The organism is Aquihabitans sp. McL0605 (assembly GCF_049993875.1).
Classification (GTDB): domain Bacteria; phylum Actinomycetota; class Acidimicrobiia; order Acidimicrobiales; family Iamiaceae; genus Aquihabitans.
On record NZ_CP188252.1, the window covers coordinates 2,701,366 to 2,717,335 of the forward strand.

17 protein-coding genes, 2 tRNA genes and 1 pseudogene are annotated in these 15,970 nt (G+C 71.6%); 10 read left to right on the plus strand and 10 right to left on the minus strand.

Features of this window, described 5'->3' with window-relative positions; all coding sequences use genetic code 11:
* The first annotated feature begins 22 nt into the window (after positions 1–22).
* From ACPPVX_RS12520 to ACPPVX_RS12530, 3 genes are read left to right on the plus strand one after another with little or no spacing between them, the layout of a single operon-like run.
* Positions 23–1,393: an aldehyde dehydrogenase family protein gene (locus ACPPVX_RS12520; RefSeq protein WP_426570891.1), complete on the plus strand. Its 1,371-nt coding sequence runs from the start codon at positions 23–25 to the stop codon at positions 1,391–1,393.
* Between the two features lie 3 nt (positions 1,394–1,396).
* Complete coding sequence (locus tag ACPPVX_RS12525) at positions 1,397–1,810, plus strand: DUF5655 domain-containing protein (protein ID WP_426570892.1); 414 nt, start codon at positions 1,397–1,399, stop codon at positions 1,808–1,810.
* Between the two features lie 43 nt (positions 1,811–1,853).
* The gene (locus ACPPVX_RS12530; RefSeq protein ID WP_426570893.1) at positions 1,854–2,231 is read left to right on the plus strand and encodes a VOC family protein; all 378 of its coding nucleotides are present in this window, start codon (positions 1,854–1,856) and stop codon (positions 2,229–2,231) included.
* Here ACPPVX_RS12530 and ACPPVX_RS12535 read toward each other — a convergent pair.
* Entirely contained in the window at positions 2,228–3,274 is a 1,047-nt protein-coding gene (locus ACPPVX_RS12535) for a hypothetical protein (protein WP_426570894.1), read from the minus strand. The two genes, ACPPVX_RS12530 and ACPPVX_RS12535, sit on opposite strands and share 4 nt — an antisense overlap.
* 90 nt (positions 3,275–3,364) lie before the next feature.
* Here ACPPVX_RS12535 and ACPPVX_RS12540 point away from each other — a divergent pair, with 90 nt between their 5' ends.
* Entirely contained in the window at positions 3,365–4,246 is an 882-nt protein-coding gene (locus tag ACPPVX_RS12540) for an LLM class F420-dependent oxidoreductase (RefSeq protein ID WP_426570895.1), read from the plus strand.
* A 40-nt stretch (positions 4,247–4,286) separates the two neighbouring features.
* Here the strand turns inward: ACPPVX_RS12540 and ACPPVX_RS12545 are convergent, their stop codons facing one another.
* The 4 genes from ACPPVX_RS12545 to ACPPVX_RS12560 form a co-directional block, all read right to left on the minus strand.
* Entirely contained in the window at positions 4,287–4,952 is a 666-nt protein-coding gene (locus ACPPVX_RS12545) for an enoyl-CoA hydratase/isomerase family protein (RefSeq protein WP_426570897.1), read from the minus strand.
* 121 nt (positions 4,953–5,073) lie between these two features.
* Positions 5,074–5,544: an SRPBCC family protein gene (locus ACPPVX_RS12550; protein ID WP_426570898.1), complete on the minus strand. Its 471-nt coding sequence runs from the start codon at positions 5,542–5,544 to the stop codon at positions 5,074–5,076.
* A complete protein-coding gene (locus ACPPVX_RS12555; RefSeq protein ID WP_426570899.1) occupies positions 5,541–5,885 on the minus strand; it encodes an ArsR/SmtB family transcription factor in 345 nt (114 codons plus the stop codon). The genes ACPPVX_RS12550 and ACPPVX_RS12555 overlap by 4 nt, the downstream gene beginning before the upstream one ends.
* A 93-nt stretch (positions 5,886–5,978) precedes the next feature.
* Positions 5,979–7,175, minus strand: coding sequence for a cytochrome P450 (locus ACPPVX_RS12560; RefSeq protein ID WP_426570900.1), 1,197 nt, complete (start codon positions 7,173–7,175; stop codon positions 5,979–5,981).
* 66 nt (positions 7,176–7,241) lie between these two features.
* Here ACPPVX_RS12560 and ACPPVX_RS12565 point away from each other — a divergent pair, with 66 nt between their 5' ends.
* Together ACPPVX_RS12565 and ACPPVX_RS12570 are read left to right on the plus strand one after the other, a co-directional pair.
* Positions 7,242–8,264, plus strand: a complete 1,023-nt coding sequence (locus ACPPVX_RS12565; RefSeq protein WP_426570901.1) for a Gfo/Idh/MocA family protein — start codon at positions 7,242–7,244, stop codon at positions 8,262–8,264.
* On the plus strand, positions 8,261–10,426 hold the full coding sequence (locus ACPPVX_RS12570) for a beta-glucosidase (RefSeq protein WP_426570902.1): 2,166 nt from the start codon (positions 8,261–8,263) through the stop codon (positions 10,424–10,426). The genes ACPPVX_RS12565 and ACPPVX_RS12570 overlap by 4 nt, the downstream gene beginning before the upstream one ends.
* 29 nt (positions 10,427–10,455) lie before the next feature.
* On the opposite strand, the gene ACPPVX_RS12575 is transcribed toward ACPPVX_RS12570, so the two are convergent.
* Positions 10,456–10,740, minus strand: coding sequence for an ArsR/SmtB family transcription factor (locus ACPPVX_RS12575; RefSeq protein ID WP_426570903.1), 285 nt, complete (start codon positions 10,738–10,740; stop codon positions 10,456–10,458).
* A gap of 133 nt (positions 10,741–10,873) precedes the next feature.
* Here ACPPVX_RS12575 and ACPPVX_RS12580 point away from each other — a divergent pair, with 133 nt between their 5' ends.
* The 4 genes and pseudogenes from ACPPVX_RS12580 (at position 10,874) to ACPPVX_RS12595 (ending at position 13,297) form a co-directional block, all read left to right on the plus strand.
* Positions 10,874–11,332: an ArsI/CadI family heavy metal resistance metalloenzyme gene (locus ACPPVX_RS12580; protein WP_426570904.1), complete on the plus strand. Its 459-nt coding sequence runs from the start codon at positions 10,874–10,876 to the stop codon at positions 11,330–11,332.
* A gap of 65 nt (positions 11,333–11,397) precedes the next feature.
* Positions 11,398–12,045: an aquaporin gene (locus tag ACPPVX_RS12585; RefSeq protein ID WP_426570905.1), complete on the plus strand. Its 648-nt coding sequence runs from the start codon at positions 11,398–11,400 to the stop codon at positions 12,043–12,045.
* A gap of 1 nt (position 12,046) precedes the next feature.
* Positions 12,047–12,466: pseudogene (locus tag ACPPVX_RS12590) on the plus strand (arsenate reductase ArsC); the annotation flags it as partial.
* A 111-nt stretch (positions 12,467–12,577) separates the two neighbouring features.
* Positions 12,578–13,297 carry a sulfite exporter TauE/SafE family protein gene (locus ACPPVX_RS12595; protein WP_426570906.1) on the plus strand — a complete coding sequence of 240 codons (720 nt, stop codon included), beginning with the start codon at positions 12,578–12,580 and terminating at the stop codon, positions 13,295–13,297.
* Between the two features lie 10 nt (positions 13,298–13,307).
* Here the strand turns inward: ACPPVX_RS12595 and ACPPVX_RS12600 are convergent, their stop codons facing one another.
* From ACPPVX_RS12600 to ACPPVX_RS12615, 4 genes are all read right to left on the minus strand, one after another.
* Positions 13,308–13,919: a hypothetical protein gene (locus ACPPVX_RS12600; RefSeq protein ID WP_426570907.1), complete on the minus strand. Its 612-nt coding sequence runs from the start codon at positions 13,917–13,919 to the stop codon at positions 13,308–13,310.
* 323 nt (positions 13,920–14,242) lie between these two features.
* Positions 14,243–14,318, minus strand: a tRNA-Phe gene (locus ACPPVX_RS12605).
* A 23-nt stretch (positions 14,319–14,341) separates the two neighbouring features.
* Positions 14,342–14,419: transfer RNA gene (locus ACPPVX_RS12610), tRNA-Asp, on the minus strand.
* Positions 14,420–14,497: 78 nt separating this feature from the next.
* Entirely contained in the window at positions 14,498–15,970 is a 1,473-nt protein-coding gene (locus ACPPVX_RS12615; protein WP_426570908.1) for a M1 family metallopeptidase, read from the minus strand.

Sequence of the window (15,970 nt, forward strand, 5' to 3'; positions counted from 1 at the left end):
CGGGCCGGTACCGTTGAGGGCCATGAGCACCGACGTCGCCGCCACCATCGACCGCCTCCGGGCCACCTACGACACCGGCCGGACCACCGACCTCGGTTGGCGGAAGCGGCAGCTCCAAGGCGTGATCGACCTGCTCAAGGACAACGAGGAGCGCCTGTCCGAGGCCCTCAGCGCCGACCTGGGCAAGCCCCCGTTCGACTCGTGGCTCACCGAGCTCAACCTGGTCAAGGACGAGGCCGCTCACGCGATCAAGCACCTGGGCGGCTGGGCCAAGAAGACCAAGCACGCGGTGCCGATCGTGGTGCAGCCGGCTCAGGCGTGGACCGAGCCCCAGCCCCTCGGCGCCGTGCTCATCATCGCCCCGTGGAACTACCCGCTCCAGCTGCTCCTGGCCCCAGCCGTGGCGGCGCTGGCCGCCGGCAACGTGATGGTGCTCAAGCCATCGGAGCTGGCGCCCGCCACGTCGGCCGCCATCGCCGACCTCGTCCCGCGCTACCTCGACCCCGAGGCCGTGGTGGTGGTCGAGGGCGGGGTGGCCGAGACCACAGAGCTGCTCGCCCAGCCGTGGGACCACATCCTCTACACGGGCTCCACCCGCGTCGGCCAGGTGGTCATGGAGGCCGCCGCCAAGCACCTCACCCCCGTCACGCTCGAGCTCGGCGGCAAGAGCCCCACCATCATCGCCGCCGACGCCGACCTCAAGGTGGCCGCCAAGCGGGTGGCCTGGGCCAAGATCCTCAACGCCGGCCAGACCTGCATCGCCCCCGACTACCTGCTGGTCGAGAAGGCGGTCAGCGAGAAGTTCACCAGCATGGTGGTCGACGAGCTCGCCACCTTCCGCGACAAGGCGCCGGCCACCTCCATCGTCAACGAGCAGCACCTCGACCGGCTCGAGGGCCTGCTCGAAGGCCACGGCGGTGAGGAGCTCCTGCCCCGCAAGACCGACCGCGACACCCGCGTGATGGCGCCCGTGGTGGTGCGCCAGCCCGACCCGGCGTCGGCCGTCATGCAGGAGGAGATCTTCGGCCCGATCCTGCCGGTCATCACCGTCGACTCCATCGACGAGGCCATCTCGTTCATCAAGGCCCGCCCTCGCCCGCTGACGCTCTACCTCTTCACGTCGTCGGACCGCACCGAGCGCAAGGTGCTCGACGAGACCCACGCCGGTTCGGTCTGCATCAACCACCTCGTGTACCAGGCCGCCGTCACGTCGCTCCCGTTCGGCGGCGTCGGGCCCAGCGGCATGGGCTCGTACCACGGCAAGGCCGGCTTCGACACGTTCAGCCACACCAAGTCGGTGCTCAAGCGCCCCACCCGCATGGACCCCGGATTCGTCTACCCGCCGTATCCGGCCCGGGTGCAGAAGATCCTCAAGCTCATCACCCGCTGGTAGCCGGTGGCGTGGGACTGCCCGGCGTGCGGGCGCCGGTTCGCCCGCCGCGGCCAGGGCCACGAGTGCGCGCCGGCGATGCCCCTCGACGACTACCTGGCGTCCGGGCCGCCGTTCGAGCGCCCGATCTTCGAGGCCCTGATGGCAGGCATCGACCACGTCGGGCCGATCCACATCGAGCCGGTGTCGGTGGGCATCTTCTTGAAGCGGGCCCAGACCTTCGCCGAGCTGCGGCCGATGACGAGGTGGGAGACGCTGTCGTTCTGGCTCCCCCGGCGCGCCGAGCACCCGCAGATCACCCGCAAGGTCAACGAGTACGGCGGCCGCTACTGGCACACCGCTCGGCTCGACGGCCCCGACGACCTCGACGACCGGCTCCTCGCGTTCGTCGAGGAGGCCTACGCCCTCACCCCGGAGTGAGCACCGGGTGCGGCGACGGCGGATCGCTCCTAACGTTGGGCCCATGCCTGCGGCGTTCAACCACACGATCGTCCACGCCACCGACCCGGAGGCGTCGGCCCGGTTCCTGACCGAGATCCTGGGCCTGCCGGCGCCGGTCTGGTTCCCGCCGTTCCAGGCCGTGGTCACGGCCAACGGATCCAGCCTCGACTTCATCGATGCCGGCGGCGAACCGTTCGACACCCAGCACTACTCGTTCCTCATCGACGACGAGGAGCTGCCCGTGATCCGCGAGCGCGTGCTGTCCCGCGGGCTGGAGACCTGGGGCGACCCGCAGCGCGGCAGCCCCGGCGAGCTGTACACCCAGAACGGCGGCCAGGGCTTCTACTTCTGCGACCCCGACGGCCACCTCCTCGAGGTCCAGACCCGCCCCTACTTCTAGGAGACGGTGGCGGAGTACACGGGGAGGTTGAGGATGGTCTTCACGCCGGGCTCCGAGGCCACCACGGCCGGGATGGCGTTGAGCACGTGCATGGCGGTGGCCAGGCAGCCGGCGTGGTTGTGGTCGCCGAGGTCCGAGCTGAGCTCCAGCTCGCACTTCAGGTGGGGCTCGCCCTCCACCAGGATGCGGTAGCCCCCGCCCTGGGGCCATTCGGGAGCGTCCTCGTCGCGCAGGCGGGTGACGTGGTCGACGATGAGCCGCTCCTGGCCGTCGGCGATGCCCACGATCTCGAAGTGCATGCCCGAGATGGTCCCGGCCGGCACCGTGCCGGACGCGATCTCGATGTCCTCCGGTGCCAGGATCACCTCGTGGCGCTCGATGATCTCGTCGAGGTGCAGGCCGATGCCGGCGGCCACCAGCTCGAGCACCGGCCCCCACGCCATGCTGGTGGAGCCGGGCGAGAGCAGCAGCGAGTGGGTGGGATCGGGCTTCCCGAAGCCCATGATCTCGAACATGGTGAACGCGTTGTCCCAGGTGGCGTAGTTGACGATCTCCATCATCCGGATCGTCCGCACCTCCTTGCACATGGCGGCCAGGTGGATGGCCAGGCCGGCGTTGCCGAAGCCCGGGTCGATGCCGCTGTTGTAGAAGCTGGTGCCACCCTCGAGGCACGCCGCCTCGAGCCGGTCGAGGACCCCGTCGCCTGCGGCCGCCGGGAACAGCAGCGGCACGAACGACGTGCCCACCACGTTCTTCCCGCTGGCGAGCATCCGGCAGATGTCGTCGATCACGCCATCGGGGCGGATGTCGGAGCTGGCGGTGTAGCAGATGACGTCGGCGTCGAGGGCGAGCAGGGCGTCGACGTCCTGGGTGGCGATCACGCCGGTCGGATCGATCCCGCAGAGCGTCCCGGCGTCCTGGCCGGCCTTGCTGTCGGAGTGGACCCAGAGCCCGACGAGCTCCAGATCGGGATGGGCGACGATGCCAGGGACGGCGTGGATGCCCACGGTCCCGGTGGCCCACTGGATGACCTTGATCGACATGGCGGCCTGCTTTCCCCTGGTGGTGCTCGCGGCGCGAGCCCGAAGCGATGAACTAGAACGTGTTCTAGTTCACGAACCGAGGGGATGCGCATGGATGTCGGAGTGTTCGTACCGCTGGGCAACGGGAACGCGTCGCCGGAGGTCCTCCGGGCCGTCGGCCGCAACGTCGAGGACCGGGGCTTCGAGTCGATCTGGGTGCCCGAGCACGTCGTCCTGTTCGACGAGTACGAGAGCGAGTACCCGTTCTCGCCCGATGGGAAGTTCCCGGGCGGCGGCGACACCGGGATGCTCGAGCCGCTCACCGCGCTCACCTACCTCGCGGCCGTGACCGACCGGGTCCGCCTCGGGACCGGCATCTGCCTCGTGCCGCAGCGCAACGCGGTCTACACGGCGAAGCAGGTGACCGACCTCGACAACCTGTCGAACGGCCGGGTCGACTTCGGCATCGGTGTGGGCTGGCTGCGCGAGGAGTTCGAAGCCATCGGCGTGCCGTTCGAGAAGCGGGGGCAGCGCACCGACGAGCACCTCGCCATCATGAAGGCGCTCTGGACCGAGGAGGTCTCCTCCTACCAGGGCGAGCTCGCGTCGCTGTCGGCGTGCCGCATGTACCCGAAGCCGGTGCAGACCCCGCACCCGCCGATCCACGTCGGCGGCATCAGCGACGTCGCCATGCGGCGGGCGGCTCGGCTCGGCCAGGGCTGGTTCTCCTGGAACCAGCTGCCCGACGAGGTGACCACCTCGCTCGCCCGGCTCGACGAGCTGCTCGCCGGGGAGGGCCGCTCGCGCCGCGAGCTGGTGATCACGGCCAGCCCCTACTTCAACCCCACGACGCCCGCGCTGATGGAGCAGTACGCCGCCGCCGGCGTCGACCGCCTCGTGGTCCTCTGCCTCGCCTTCGACGTCGACATGCTCAACGAGCAGCTCGATGCCCTGGTCACCGACGTCCTCGAGCCCGCCAACGCCCTGACCTGACCCCACCGGGCCGGGCGGGCGACTCGGGCCGGACGTTCGGTCAGCCGCGCTCGGTGCCCTGCAGGTGGGCGATGACGTGGGCGTGCAGGTGGGTGCGGATGCCGGCGATGCCGGGTCCGGCCTTGCCCGCCAGCGCCTGGGCCACCTCGATGGCCCTCGGCAGCACCTCGTGTTCGGCCGCCAGCTCGTCGACGATGCCGGCGTCGTGCGCTTCCGGGCCCGTGTAGCGGCGGCCGGTGACCATCGCCTCGTGCGCCGTCATGGGCGGCACCCGGGCGGGGATGAGGGCGTTCATGCCCGCGGTGAACTGCATCCCCAGGTCGACCTCGGGCAGGCACCAGTAGCCGCGGTCCCCGCGCATGATCCGGTGGTCGGCGCAGATGGCGAGCATGGCGCCGGCGGCGAACGTGTGGCCGTTCAGGGCCGAGACCGTGGCGCACGGCACCGACAGGAGCCGGGAGAACAACGAGTGCACGCGGAACAGGTACGGCAGCAGGTCGTTGGGGTTGGCGCCGAGGTGGTCGAGGTCGAGGCCGTTCGAGAAGAACTTGCCGGTCCCGGTGAGCACCAGGGCCTTGGCGCCTTCGGCCTGCTCCACCTCGCCGAGCGCCCGACCGAACGCATCGAGCATTTCCGGAGAGAGGCGGTTCTCGTCGGCGTCCATCTGGAGGACGAACACGTCGGCGTGGCGCTGCAGGTCGATCATGGCGGCGCACGGTATCCCGTCGGCGCGCCCCGGGCCGGCAGCAGACCGCTCGAACCTCGTGTGGATCTGGTGCGTTGATGGCCCAGATCCACACGACGCTCGGTGGTGGGGTGGGCCGCGGTCAGGCCTGGACCTCGGCGAGGTAGGTGACGAGCTTGTCGAGGGCGGTGTTGAAGCCGGCGAGCGCGTCGGGGGAGCGGTAGGGCGCCGGCACGTTCGTCTGATGGATCGTGAGGCGGGTGCGGCCGTCGCCCAGGTCCTCGAAGGTGCTCTGCGAGATCATCCCCGAGTCGGGCTCGCGGAAGGCGAACACGTTCGGCTCGTCGAACTCGACGAACTCGCCGGTGGTCGGGTACTCGTCGCCGCTCTCGTCGTGCACCATGACGGTGAGGAACCGGCCGCCCACGCGGGGCTCGAGGACGATCCGGTCGGCGGGGGTGGACATCCCGATCGGGCCCCAGAACCGGCTGAGCTGCTCGGGGTCCATGAAGGCGGCCCAGATCAGGTCGCGGGGAGCGTCGAACTCCCGGACGATGGTGACCTCGCCCAGCCCCTCGTCGGTGCCGGTGGTGGTGATGGTTGCTTCGCTCATTGGTCGTGCTCCTGGTTCTTCTGCTGGATCGTGCGGAGGTGGACCTCGAGTCGGTCGAGGCGGCCCTCCAGCACCTGGCGGTGCTCCTCGAGCCAGTCGACGGCATCGTCGAGCGGCGCGAGGCGCAGGGTGCAGGGGCGCCGTTGGGCATCCCTGCTCCGGGTGATCAGCCCTGCCTGCTCCAGCACCTTCACGTGGCGGGAGATGGCTTGCAGGCTGATCGAGAACGGTTCGGCCAGCTCGTTCACCGTGGCCTCGCCCTCCGCCAGGCGGGCCAGCATGGCCCGACGGGTGGGGTCGGCGAGGGCGGCGAAGGTTGCGCTGAGCGGGTCGGTCGTCATCTCGTATTCAACTTCACTGTTTATCAACTGATGTGTTGAGTATGGAGGAGGCGCGCCGCGCGCGTCAACCCCCGATCCGCAGGTCCGCCGCGGTCAGCGCTCGGTGAACGACAGGCCCAGGGAGCGGACCGCGCCGACGAAGATGTTCGCCTCGATGTCCGGCGCCTGCGTGACCTGCAGGTCCGTGAACCGCCGGCTCAGCTCGGTGAACAGCAGCGTGAGCTCGTAGCGGGCCAGCGAGGCGCCCAGGCAGAAGTGGGTGCCGAACCCGAACGCGACGTGCGGGTTGGGGTGGCGCCGGATGTCGAACCGGTCGGGGTCGGTGAAGACCCGCTCGTCGCGGTTGGCCGACGGGTAGGCGAGCATGACGCGGTCGCCCGCCGCGATCGGCACCCCGGCCACCTCGGTGTCGGCCGTGGCGGTCCGGAAGAAGTTGTTGAGCGGGGTGACCCAGCGGATCAGCTCCTCGACCGCGCCGGGCACGAGCGCCGGGTCGGCCGCCATGGCCTCCCACTGGTCGGGGTGCTCGGCCAAGACGGCGAGCCCGCGGGAGATGACCGTGCGCGTGGTCTCGGCGCCGCCGGAGATCACCAGCCCGGTCTCGTTGACGAGCATCTGCGCGGTGTACGGGCAGCCGGCCGCCTCGGCGTTGGCCCACACCGACACCAGGTCGTCCTGGGGCTCGAGCTTGCGGGCCGCTTCGGTGGGGAAGAGGACGGCCGAGAACTCGCCGATGGCATCGATGAAGCCCTGGGCGGCGTCGAGGTCGGTGAGGGCCTGGTCGTACCGCATCAGCCGCTCGGACCAGGTCTGGATGTCGTACCAGCGGTCTTCGGGGAAGCCGAGCAGGTGCGCGGTGAGCCGGGCGGGGAGCGGGGCGGCGAGCTGCGACACCACCTCCAGCTCGCCGGCCGAGGCGAAGCCGTCGATCAGCTCGCCGATGAGCTCGCGCAGGTAGCCCTCGAGCTGGCGCACGGCCTTCGGGGTGAACCGCCGGGCCACGAGCTTGCGCTGGTCGGCGTGGCGCGGATCGTCGAGCGAGATCATGTTGTCCTCGCCCTCGGCGAAGAACGACCGGTAGCCCTGGCCGCTGACGAAGACCTCGCTGCTGCCCTCGACCGCCTGGATCTCGCGGTGGCCGAGGACGACCCACAGCCGGTTGGTGGCGTCCCAGGCCAGCGGGCCGTTGCGGCGGGCCGCCCGGAACGTGCCGTGCATCGCGTCGATGTCGACCCAGAACCGGGGGTCGAGCGTGTTGGCATCGATGGTGGGGACGGTCGCGGCGGCCATCGGCCCAGGGTAGGCGCCGCCCTTGACCGGCCGGCCAGGTGGGTGAGGGCGGATAGGTTCGGCCGGATGGCACCTCGGATCGGGTTCCTCGGGGCCGGGCTGATCGCCCACCTCCATGCGTTCGGGCTCTTCCAGACCGAGGCGCCGTCGACCTTCGCCGGGGTGTACGACCCCGACCCGGACCGCACCGCCGAGTTCGCCGCCGGCTGGGGTGCCACCGCCTGCGCCGCCGAGGACGAGGTGCTCGACTCGTGCGACGCCGTCTACGTCTGCACCTGGACGTCCGAGCACGCCCGCCTGGTGAGCGAGGCGTGCCGCCGGGGCCTCCCGGTGTTCTGCGAGAAGCCGCTCGCCTTCGACGCCCCGCGGGCTGCGGCGATGGCCGACGAGGTCGACGGGGCAGGGGTCGTCAACCAGGTCGGTCTGGTGCTGCGCCACTCACCGGCCTTCGCCTACCTGCGCCACCTCGTGCAGGACCCCGACGCCGGGCGGGTGATGTCGATCGTGTTCCGCGACGACCAGTACATCCCGGTCCAGGGCATGTACGCCTCGACCTGGAGGGGTGATCGCGAGCGGGCGGGCGCCGGCACGCTGCTCGAGCACTCGATCCACGACCTCGACATCCTCGAGTGGATCCTGGGACCGATCGCCTCGGTGTCGGCGCGGTCCGCCAACTTCCACGGGATCGACGGGATCGAGGACTCGGTCGGCACCGTGTTCGACCTGGCGGCCGGCGGCCTCGGGGTCCACACCACCGTGTGGCACGACGTGGTCGAGCGGCCCAGCCTGCGCCGGGTCGAGGTGCTGTGCGAACGCCGCCACCTGGTGGTCGAAGGCGATTGGGACGGTCCGCTCACGTGGACCACCACCGGAGGAGACGAACGGGTGCTGCAGGACGACGATCTGCTGGAGGCGTGCGCCGCGGCCGGCCTGGAGGTGGCCGACCCGGACGGCGCGTTCGTCCGGGCCGTGGCCGGCGGCGTGCCGTCGTCGCCCACGATGCGCGACGCCGTGCGCCCGCACGAGCTGGTCGACGCCATCTACCGCTCCGCCGCCGAGGGCGGCACCCGGGTGGAGGTGGCACCGTGACCTCCACCCCCACGCCGTTCGATGCGGCCGCCGCCCGGGTCGCCGACGGTGCCGACCCCGTCGCCGAGGCGGCAGCGCTCGTGGCGCAGATGACCACCGAGGAGCGCCACTGGTGCCTCGACGGCGACCGGCCCTTCTGGGCCGACCTCGCCGTCATGGGCCAGGGCGGCTACCACCAGCGCACGTTCCCCGCAGCCGAGGTCGAGCGCCTCGGCGTCCCGGGGTTCGCGTTCTCCGACGGGCCGCGCGGCGTGGTCATCGGGCCCGCCACCGCGTTCCCGGTGTCGATGGCCCGGGGCGCGACCTGGGACCTCGCCCTGGAGGAGCGCATCGGCGAGGCGATCGGCCAGGAGCTCCGGGCCGTCGGAGCGTCGCTCTACGGCGGCGTGTGCGTGAACGTGCTGCGGCACCCGGCCTGGGGCCGGGCGCAGGAGACCTACGGGGAGGACCCCTTCCACGTCGGCGAGATGGGCGCCGCGCTCACCCGGGGCGTGCAGCGCCACGCCATGGCCTGCGTGAAGCACTTCGCCTGCAACTCGATGGAGAACACCCGCTTCGCCGTCGACGTGACCATCGACGACGCCGCGCTCCACGAGGTGTACCTGCCGCACTTCCGCCGCATCGTCGATGAGGGCGTCGCGTCGGTGATGACGGCCTACAACGCGGTCAACGGCGAGTGGTGCGGGCAGAGCCCGATGCTGCTCACCGACGTCCTGCGCGACCAGTGGGGGTTCGACGGCTTCGTCATCTCGGACTGGATCTTCGGCCTGCGCGACGCGGGGCCATCCGTGCGCGCCGGGCTCGACGTGGAGATGCCGTACCGCATGATCCGCGCCTTCGGCCTCGACGACGCGCTGGCCGCGGGCGAGTGCGACGAGCAGGAGATCACCACGGCCGTCGAGCACGTCGTCGCCACGCTGCTCCGGTTCCACCAGATCCTGAGCCGGCCGCGCCCGTCGCTCGACGTGCTGGCCTCGCCCGACCACCGCGCGCTGGCCCGAGAGGCAGCCGCGGCGTCGGCGGTCCTGCTGCGCAACGAGGGCGGCCTGCTCCCGCTCGACCCGGCGGCGCTGTCGACGGTGGCGGTGGTGGGCCGCCTCGCCGCGGTGCGGAACCTGGGCGACGGCGGCTCGAGCGACGTGTGGGCGCCCACCGCGGTCACGCCCCTCGACGGCCTGCGCGCCGCGCTGCCCGGCGCCGAGGTGACCCACGCCGGCGACGACCCGTCGATCGCCGCGGGGGCCGACGTGGCCATCGTGGTGGTCGGGTACACGAAGGCCGACGAGGGCGAGTTCATCGGCGACGCCGGCACCGCCCACCTCGCGTCGTTGATGCCGGCTGCCGACGAGCCCGAGGTGGTGGCCCGCTACGAAGCCGCGGTGGCCGCCGAGGTGCACCGCTTCGAGCGGCCCGATGGCGGTCCCGACGACGGGTTCGGCTTCTCCAAGGGCGGCGACCGCGACTCGCTGCGCCTTCGCGCCGACGACGAGGCCCTCATCGCCGCGGTGGCCGCGGCCAACCCGAACACGGTGGTGTGCCTCGTGGCGGGCAGCGCCGTGCTCATCGATGGCTGGGACCAGCAGGTGCCGGCCGTGGTGCAGTCCTGGTACGCCGGGATGGAGGGCGGCCACGCCCTCGCCGACCTCCTCCTCGGCCGGACCGAGCCCCGCGGCCGCCTCCCGTTCTCGGTGCCCGCCCACCCCGACCACCTGCCCTTCTTCGACCGCGACGCCACCGAGGCCACCTACGACGGCTGGCACGGCTACTGGAAGCTGGCGGCCGACGGCCACGCCGCGGCCTACCCGTTCGGGTTCGGCCTCAGCTACACCGAGCTGTCGCTCGTCGGCATGGGTGCCGCGCTCCACGGCGACGAGATCGTGGCCACCACCACCGCGGCCAACACGGGCGACCGGCCCGGCGTCGAGGTGGTGCAGGCGTACGCGTCGGTGGGCGATGCGCCCGCCAAGCTCGTGGGCTTCGCTCGGGTGGAGCTCGATCCGGGGGAGCGCCGCGTGGTCGAGGTGCGCTTCCCGACGACGCTCCTCGCCCGCTGGGACACCGCCGCCCGGGCCTGGTCGCCCGTGGCCGGTCCGGTCCACGTGGCCCTCGCCCGCCATGCCGGCGACCCTGCGGCCACCCCTGTCACCATCGACCTGGCCTGACCCGACGACCGAGCGGCGCCGCGGCGCCCTCAGGGGGTCAGCGACGCGCGCAGCTCCTGGAGGCGCTCGGGGACGACGGACCACCAGACCCAGCGGCCGCGCTTCTCGCCGGTGATCAGGCCGGCGTCGGCGAGCACCCTGGTGTGGTGGCTGACCGTGGGCTGCGACTTCTGCAGGGGCTCCTGGAGATCGCACGAGCACACCTCGCCGGCCTGGGCCACCAGGTTGAACAAGCGCAGGCGCACGGGATCGGCGAGCGCGGCGAACGCCTGGGCCAGTGGCTCGGCGTCGGCAGCGGTCAAGGGCTCGGACACCACCGACCCGCAGCACGTGCCGGACTCGACGACGGGGATCGGAGTTCTCGTTCGCTCAGACATTGACAATCATCGATCTCTTGGTTCAGGATGCACATCGACAAGCATCAATCTATCAGGAGGGACCGCTCCCATGAGCCGTCTGCAGCTCGCCCTCAACGTGACCGACCTCGACCAGGCGATCGACTTCTACTCGAAGCTGTTCGCCACCCCGCCCGCCAAGGTCCGCCCGGGGTACGCCAACTGGGAGATCAGCGATCCGCCGCTGAAGCTGGTGCTGTTCGAGGGCCCGGAGGGCGCCACGCTCAACCACCTCGGTGTCGAGACCGACGCTGCAGAGGAGGTGGTGGCGGCCGAGGCCCGGCTGCAGGCCGACGGCCTCGAGACCTCCGGCATCGACGACACGATCTGCTGCTTCGCCACCAAGGTCGAGACGTGGGTCACCGATCCCGACGGTGCCCGGTGGGAGTGGTACGTGAAGACCGGCGACGCCGAGCAGATGGCCCATGAGGCGACGCCGCAGGCCGACGGCGCCGCGGCCTGCTGCACCCCGGCGGCCGCCGAGCCGATCGCGCTCGGCACGAAGCCCTGAGCTTCGACCACGCCCTCGGCCGCCGCCTCGTCGCCGAGGCGACCGGGAGCGCGCTGCTCACCGCCGTGGTGGTCGGCTCGGGCATCTTCGCCCAGCGCCTCTCGCCCGGCGACACGGGGCTCCAGCTGCTCGAGAACTCGACCGCGACGGGGGTCGGCCTGGTCGCCCTCATCCTGACGTTCGGGTGGGTGTCGGGGGCGCACTTCAACCCGGTGGTCACCCTGGCGGAGCGCGCGTTCGGCGGCATCGAGACGCGGGTTGCCGCGGGGTACATCGCCGCCCAGGTGCTCGGGTGCTGCGCGGGGGCGATGGTCGCCAACGTCATGTTCGACCTCTCGGCGGTCGACGTGTCCACCCACGTCCGCAGCGGCAGCAACCTCTGGCTGGGCGAGGTGGTGGCCACGTTCGGCCTGCTCCTGGTGATCACCGGCGTCGTCCGCTCGGGCCGGGCGTCGATGGCGCCGTTCGCCGTGGGCGCCTACATCGCGGCGGCGTACTGGTTCACCAGCTCCACCAGCTTCGCCAACCCGGCCATCACCATCGGGCGCACGCTCACCGACACCTTCAGCGGCATCGCGCCCCGCTCGGCGCCGGCGTTCATCGCCGCCCAGCTGGTGGGGGCGGCCCTCGCGGTCGCGTTCGCCCGCTACGTGTTCCACGAGCCCGCGGGCCAGCAGCTCGTGGTCGACCACGAGGAGGCGTCCCGTGCCTGACCGGCCCAACGTGCTGTTCCTCTGCGTGCACAACGCCGGCCGGTCGCAGATGGCGCTGGGCTGGTTCGAGCGCCTGGCGGAGGGCCGGGCGACGGGCTGGTCCGGCGGCTCCGAGCCGGCGTCCGAGGTGAACCCGGTGGCGGTGGCCGCCATGGCCGAGGTGGGCATCGACATCGCCGCCGCCCAGCCCCGGCGCTGGACCGACGAGATCGTCCGTGCCGCGGACATCGTGATCACCATGGGCTGCGGCGATGCGTGCCCGTTCTTCCCCGGGGTCCGGTACGAGGACTGGGCGCTCGACGACCCCGCGGGCCGGGGCATCGACGCCGTCCGCCCGATCCGCGACGAGATCGAGCTGCGGGTCCGCGCCCTGCTCGCCGGCCTCGACGTCACGGTCACGGAGTCCCCCAGGATCCCCTGACGTCCCCCGGGGTCCCCCGGCGTCCCCCAGGCTCCCCCAGCCTCCCCCAGGGAGCCTCAGCCCTGGCTCCGAGCGGCACGGGATCACCAGACTCGGCGGTGTGACCGTCCGATGAACGCCACCGAGATCGTGCTGGCGCTGCTGTGCGTCACCCTCGGTGCCGCGGTGCAGTCGTCGATCGGGTTCGGCGCCTCGCTCGTGTCGATCCCGCTGCTGCTGCTCATCAACCCGGTGCTCGTCCCGGGGCCCGCCCTGGTCGCCGGCCTGACCGTGAACCTGATCGGGATGGGTGCCGGCCTCGAGCACACCGACTGGCGCGGGGCCCGCTGGGCGGTGGTCGGCCTGCTGCCCGGCACCGCGGTGGCCGCCCTCGTCCTGTCGCGGTTCACGGGCACGTCGATCGCGATCTTGTCGGCGCTCGCGGTCCTGGCTGCGGTCGGGGTGAGCGCCGCCGGCCTCCAGCCCGGTGCCGGGCGCCGGACGCTGCTCGGTGCCGGGTTCTTCTCGGGCTACCTCAACACCACGGCCGGCGTCGGCGGCCCACCGATGGCGCTGGCGTACCAGGACGCGCCGGCCAAGACGCTCCGGGCCACGCTCCCGGTCGTGTTCCTCGCCGCCACCGTGCTGACGATGGTGGCACTGGCCCGCACCGGCCACCTCGACGCCGTCGACTGGCGCATCGGGCTGATCCTCGCTCCCGGCGGAGCGATCGGGTACGCCGCCACCCGCGGCATCGCCCACCGCATCGACGGCGACCGCCTCCGCTCCGCGGTCCTGGTGATCTCCGCCGTGTCGGCCCTCGCCGCCCTCGCCCGCGTCCTGCTCTGCTGACGGTCCGTACCTACGCCGGCCGCGTCCCCGCGTGGAGGGTCGCACGAAGGACGGCATCGGCCGCCTCGTACGGGACGTCGACGAGGTGCGCTCCCGTGGAGCCGCTGTCGGGGCACGAGAGGCCGTTGCTGGCGGGCACCTCGTTCGTCTGGACCACCTTGCCGGTCTTCGCCTCGCGGACCACCATCTCGCCGGACCCCGCGTAGAAGTCGAGCTCGACCGCTTCGGCGTTCGACCCGTACGTGGACATCTCGCAGCGAGTCACGAACGTCGATTCGGTGAGGTGGAGGCAGGCAACCAGCTCGATGTCCGTGAGGTCGGCATCGTCGAGCGAGCGGTAGTACGAGCCACCCGTGATCCCGGACCAGTGGTCGTCGTTCTCGAAGCCGTCGCCCAGGTCCTCGAGGACCATGAGCTCGATGTAGTGGGGGTCGGGCCCCGCCTGGTAGGACGCGGCCTCCGCGATCGGCTTCGGGTCCTCCTCGCACACCCCCATCAGCTTCTCGAAGGTGGGGCTCTGCGGCTCCGTCGACGACTTCGCATCGGTGGCTCGTGATCCGGCGTCCCGGTTCACCTTGCGACCGTGGTCGATGACGAAGGCGGCGCCACCGAGTACGGCCATCCCGATGAAGAGTGCCATGGCGATGGTCGACGCCGACCGCTTCGGACCTGTCGGTACCTGGTGGGGAGCCTGGGGCAGCGGTGGAACGGCGGATGCTGCCGGCGCTGATCCGGGAATCGCTCCGCAGAACGGACAGTCCGGCCGCCCCTCGATCAAGAACGCCTGACAGTTCCGACACACCTTGGGCATTCCGCCGCTCACTCGCCACCTCCGTCTTCGACTTCGACTGCCATCGGCTCCGCACGCCGGAAGATGAGCGGCTCAGGTACCGCAGGCGAAAACGGCACCAGGTCAGGCCCGGGGGCCTGACCTGGTGGCTGTTCTGGTGGTCGGAACCGGCGTCGATCCGGTGACCTCTCGCTTTTCAGGCGAGCGCTCTGCCAACTGAGCTACCCGACCATGGTGTTGCTTGACCCTGTAGGTGGCGGTCCCGACGGGATTTGAACCCGCGACCTCCGGCTTGACAGGCCGGCGTGCACTCCAAACTGCACCACGGGACCTACTGGTACCCCGTCTCCGAGGCGAGTGCGCACGCTACCGGTCGCCCTCTCCCACCCGCAAACACGATGGCGCCGGCCTCAGCTCGGAAGGGCCGGTTGGGGGGCCTGATCGAGCCAGGAGCGGAAGAACGCGGTGAGGTCGCGACCCGACTCCTTGGAGGCCAGGGCGACGAAGTCGGCGGTGTTCGCGGTCGTGCCGGAGTAGGTGGAGATCCACGTGCGGAGGATGCGGAAGAAGGTCTCGTCGCCCACGGTCCGGCGCAGGGCGTGGAGCGTGACCGCACCGCCGTCGTACACCGCGGGGGCGAACGTGCGGGCGGCCTTGGGGTCGCGGACGGCGAGGGTGGCGTCGGCGCGGGCGGACGCGGTGCGCTCCGCCTGCTTGTCGACGGTGCGCCCGCCGATGTGCTCCTCCCACATCCAGTCGGCGTAGGTGGCGAAGCCCTCGTTGAGCCACACGTCGGTCCAGTTGTCGGGGGTGACCGCATCGCCGAACCACTGGTGGGCCAGTTCGTGCGCCAACGGCTGCACGCCCCCGCCGAGGAGCGAGTCGGTGCCGAACAGCGGCCGTGACTGCGATTCGAGCGCCAGCCCCAACATGGTGGGGACGACGATGGCGCCGGCGTCGTCGTCGGGGTAGCGGCCGAACGAGTCGGAGTAGAAGGCGAGGATGTCGCCGATGGGGTCGAAGCCGGCCCGGTCGTGGGCCGAGATCGACGGCGGGAACGCCAGCACCTCGTGGACCCCGTGCACCTGGGCGAGGGACCTCTGGATCAGGTCGTAGTGGCCGACGGCGGTGAGCACGAGGTACGACGCCATCGGCTCGGTCTCGTTCCACGTCCACCGCACCCGGCCCTTGCCCGCGGCCTTGGACCTGCCGCCCTCGAGCCGGCCGTTCGACACGCCGGTGACGCCCGTGGGCACGTCGAGCGTGACCGTCCAGGTGGCCTTGTCGGAGGGGTGGTCGTTGACCGGGACCCACGTGGCCGTGCCGTTGGGCTCGGACATGGAGAACCAGCCGCCCTCGTCGTCGTCCTGCCACCCCACCGGCATCCCCCAGCCGGGGAACTCGTCCTGGTCGGGCGGGCCGGCGTACTGGGCGACGAGGGTGACCGTGGTGCCGGGGGCGATCGGCTTCCGGGGGGTGATCGTGAGCTCGTTGTGGGCGGCGGAGGACTCGGCCGGCTCCCCGTCGACCGACAGGCGGGCGATCTTGGGGCCGCGGAGGTCGAGCGTGAAGCTCTTCAGCGGCCCGTCGGTGGTGGAGCGCAGCCGGATCTTGGCGTAGCCCACGATGGGCGCCTTCCCGGGTGTGGCCTTCACGAGCACGTCGTAGTGCTGCACGTCGATGCGCGGGTCGCCGAGCCCAGGAAAGGTCCCATCGGGCACGTCGTCGATGGTGGACGCAGGGGCCGGGCGGGTGGTGGTCGTGGTGCCGGGCTCGCTGGTGGTGGTGCTGTCGGGGTGCTGCCCGTCGGACGCGCCGCCGGTGGTGGTGCAGGCGGCGAGGATGAGGCAGCAGGTCAGGAGCGCGGCGGCGCGCCGGTGCAC

Bases quoted from the DNA above. Each gene is read 5' to 3' on its own strand.
- ACPPVX_RS12520 (WP_426570891.1), top strand. From the start codon at position 23: ATGAGCACCGACGTCGCCGCCACCATCGACCGCCTCCGGGCCACCTAC.
- ACPPVX_RS12530 (WP_426570893.1), top strand. From the start codon at position 1,854: ATGCCTGCGGCGTTCAACCACACGATCGTCCACGCCACCGACCCGGAG.
- ACPPVX_RS12535 (WP_426570894.1), bottom strand. From the start codon at position 3,274: ATGTCGATCAAGGTCATCCAGTGGGCCACCGGGACCGTGGGCATCCAC.
- ACPPVX_RS12540 (WP_426570895.1), top strand. From the start codon at position 3,365: ATGGATGTCGGAGTGTTCGTACCGCTGGGCAACGGGAACGCGTCGCCG.
- ACPPVX_RS12545 (WP_426570897.1), bottom strand. From the start codon at position 4,952: ATGATCGACCTGCAGCGCCACGCCGACGTGTTCGTCCTCCAGATGGAC.
- ACPPVX_RS12550 (WP_426570898.1), bottom strand. From the start codon at position 5,544: ATGAGCGAAGCAACCATCACCACCACCGGCACCGACGAGGGGCTGGGC.
- ACPPVX_RS12555 (WP_426570899.1), bottom strand. From the start codon at position 5,885: ATGACGACCGACCCGCTCAGCGCAACCTTCGCCGCCCTCGCCGACCCC.
- ACPPVX_RS12560 (WP_426570900.1), bottom strand. From the start codon at position 7,175: ATGGCCGCCGCGACCGTCCCCACCATCGATGCCAACACGCTCGACCCC.
- ACPPVX_RS12565 (WP_426570901.1), top strand. From the start codon at position 7,242: ATGGCACCTCGGATCGGGTTCCTCGGGGCCGGGCTGATCGCCCACCTC.
- ACPPVX_RS12580 (WP_426570904.1), top strand. From the start codon at position 10,874: ATGAGCCGTCTGCAGCTCGCCCTCAACGTGACCGACCTCGACCAGGCG.
- ACPPVX_RS12595 (WP_426570906.1), top strand. From the start codon at position 12,578: ATGAACGCCACCGAGATCGTGCTGGCGCTGCTGTGCGTCACCCTCGGT.
- ACPPVX_RS12600 (WP_426570907.1), bottom strand. From the start codon at position 13,919: ATGGCCGTACTCGGTGGCGCCGCCTTCGTCATCGACCACGGTCGCAAG.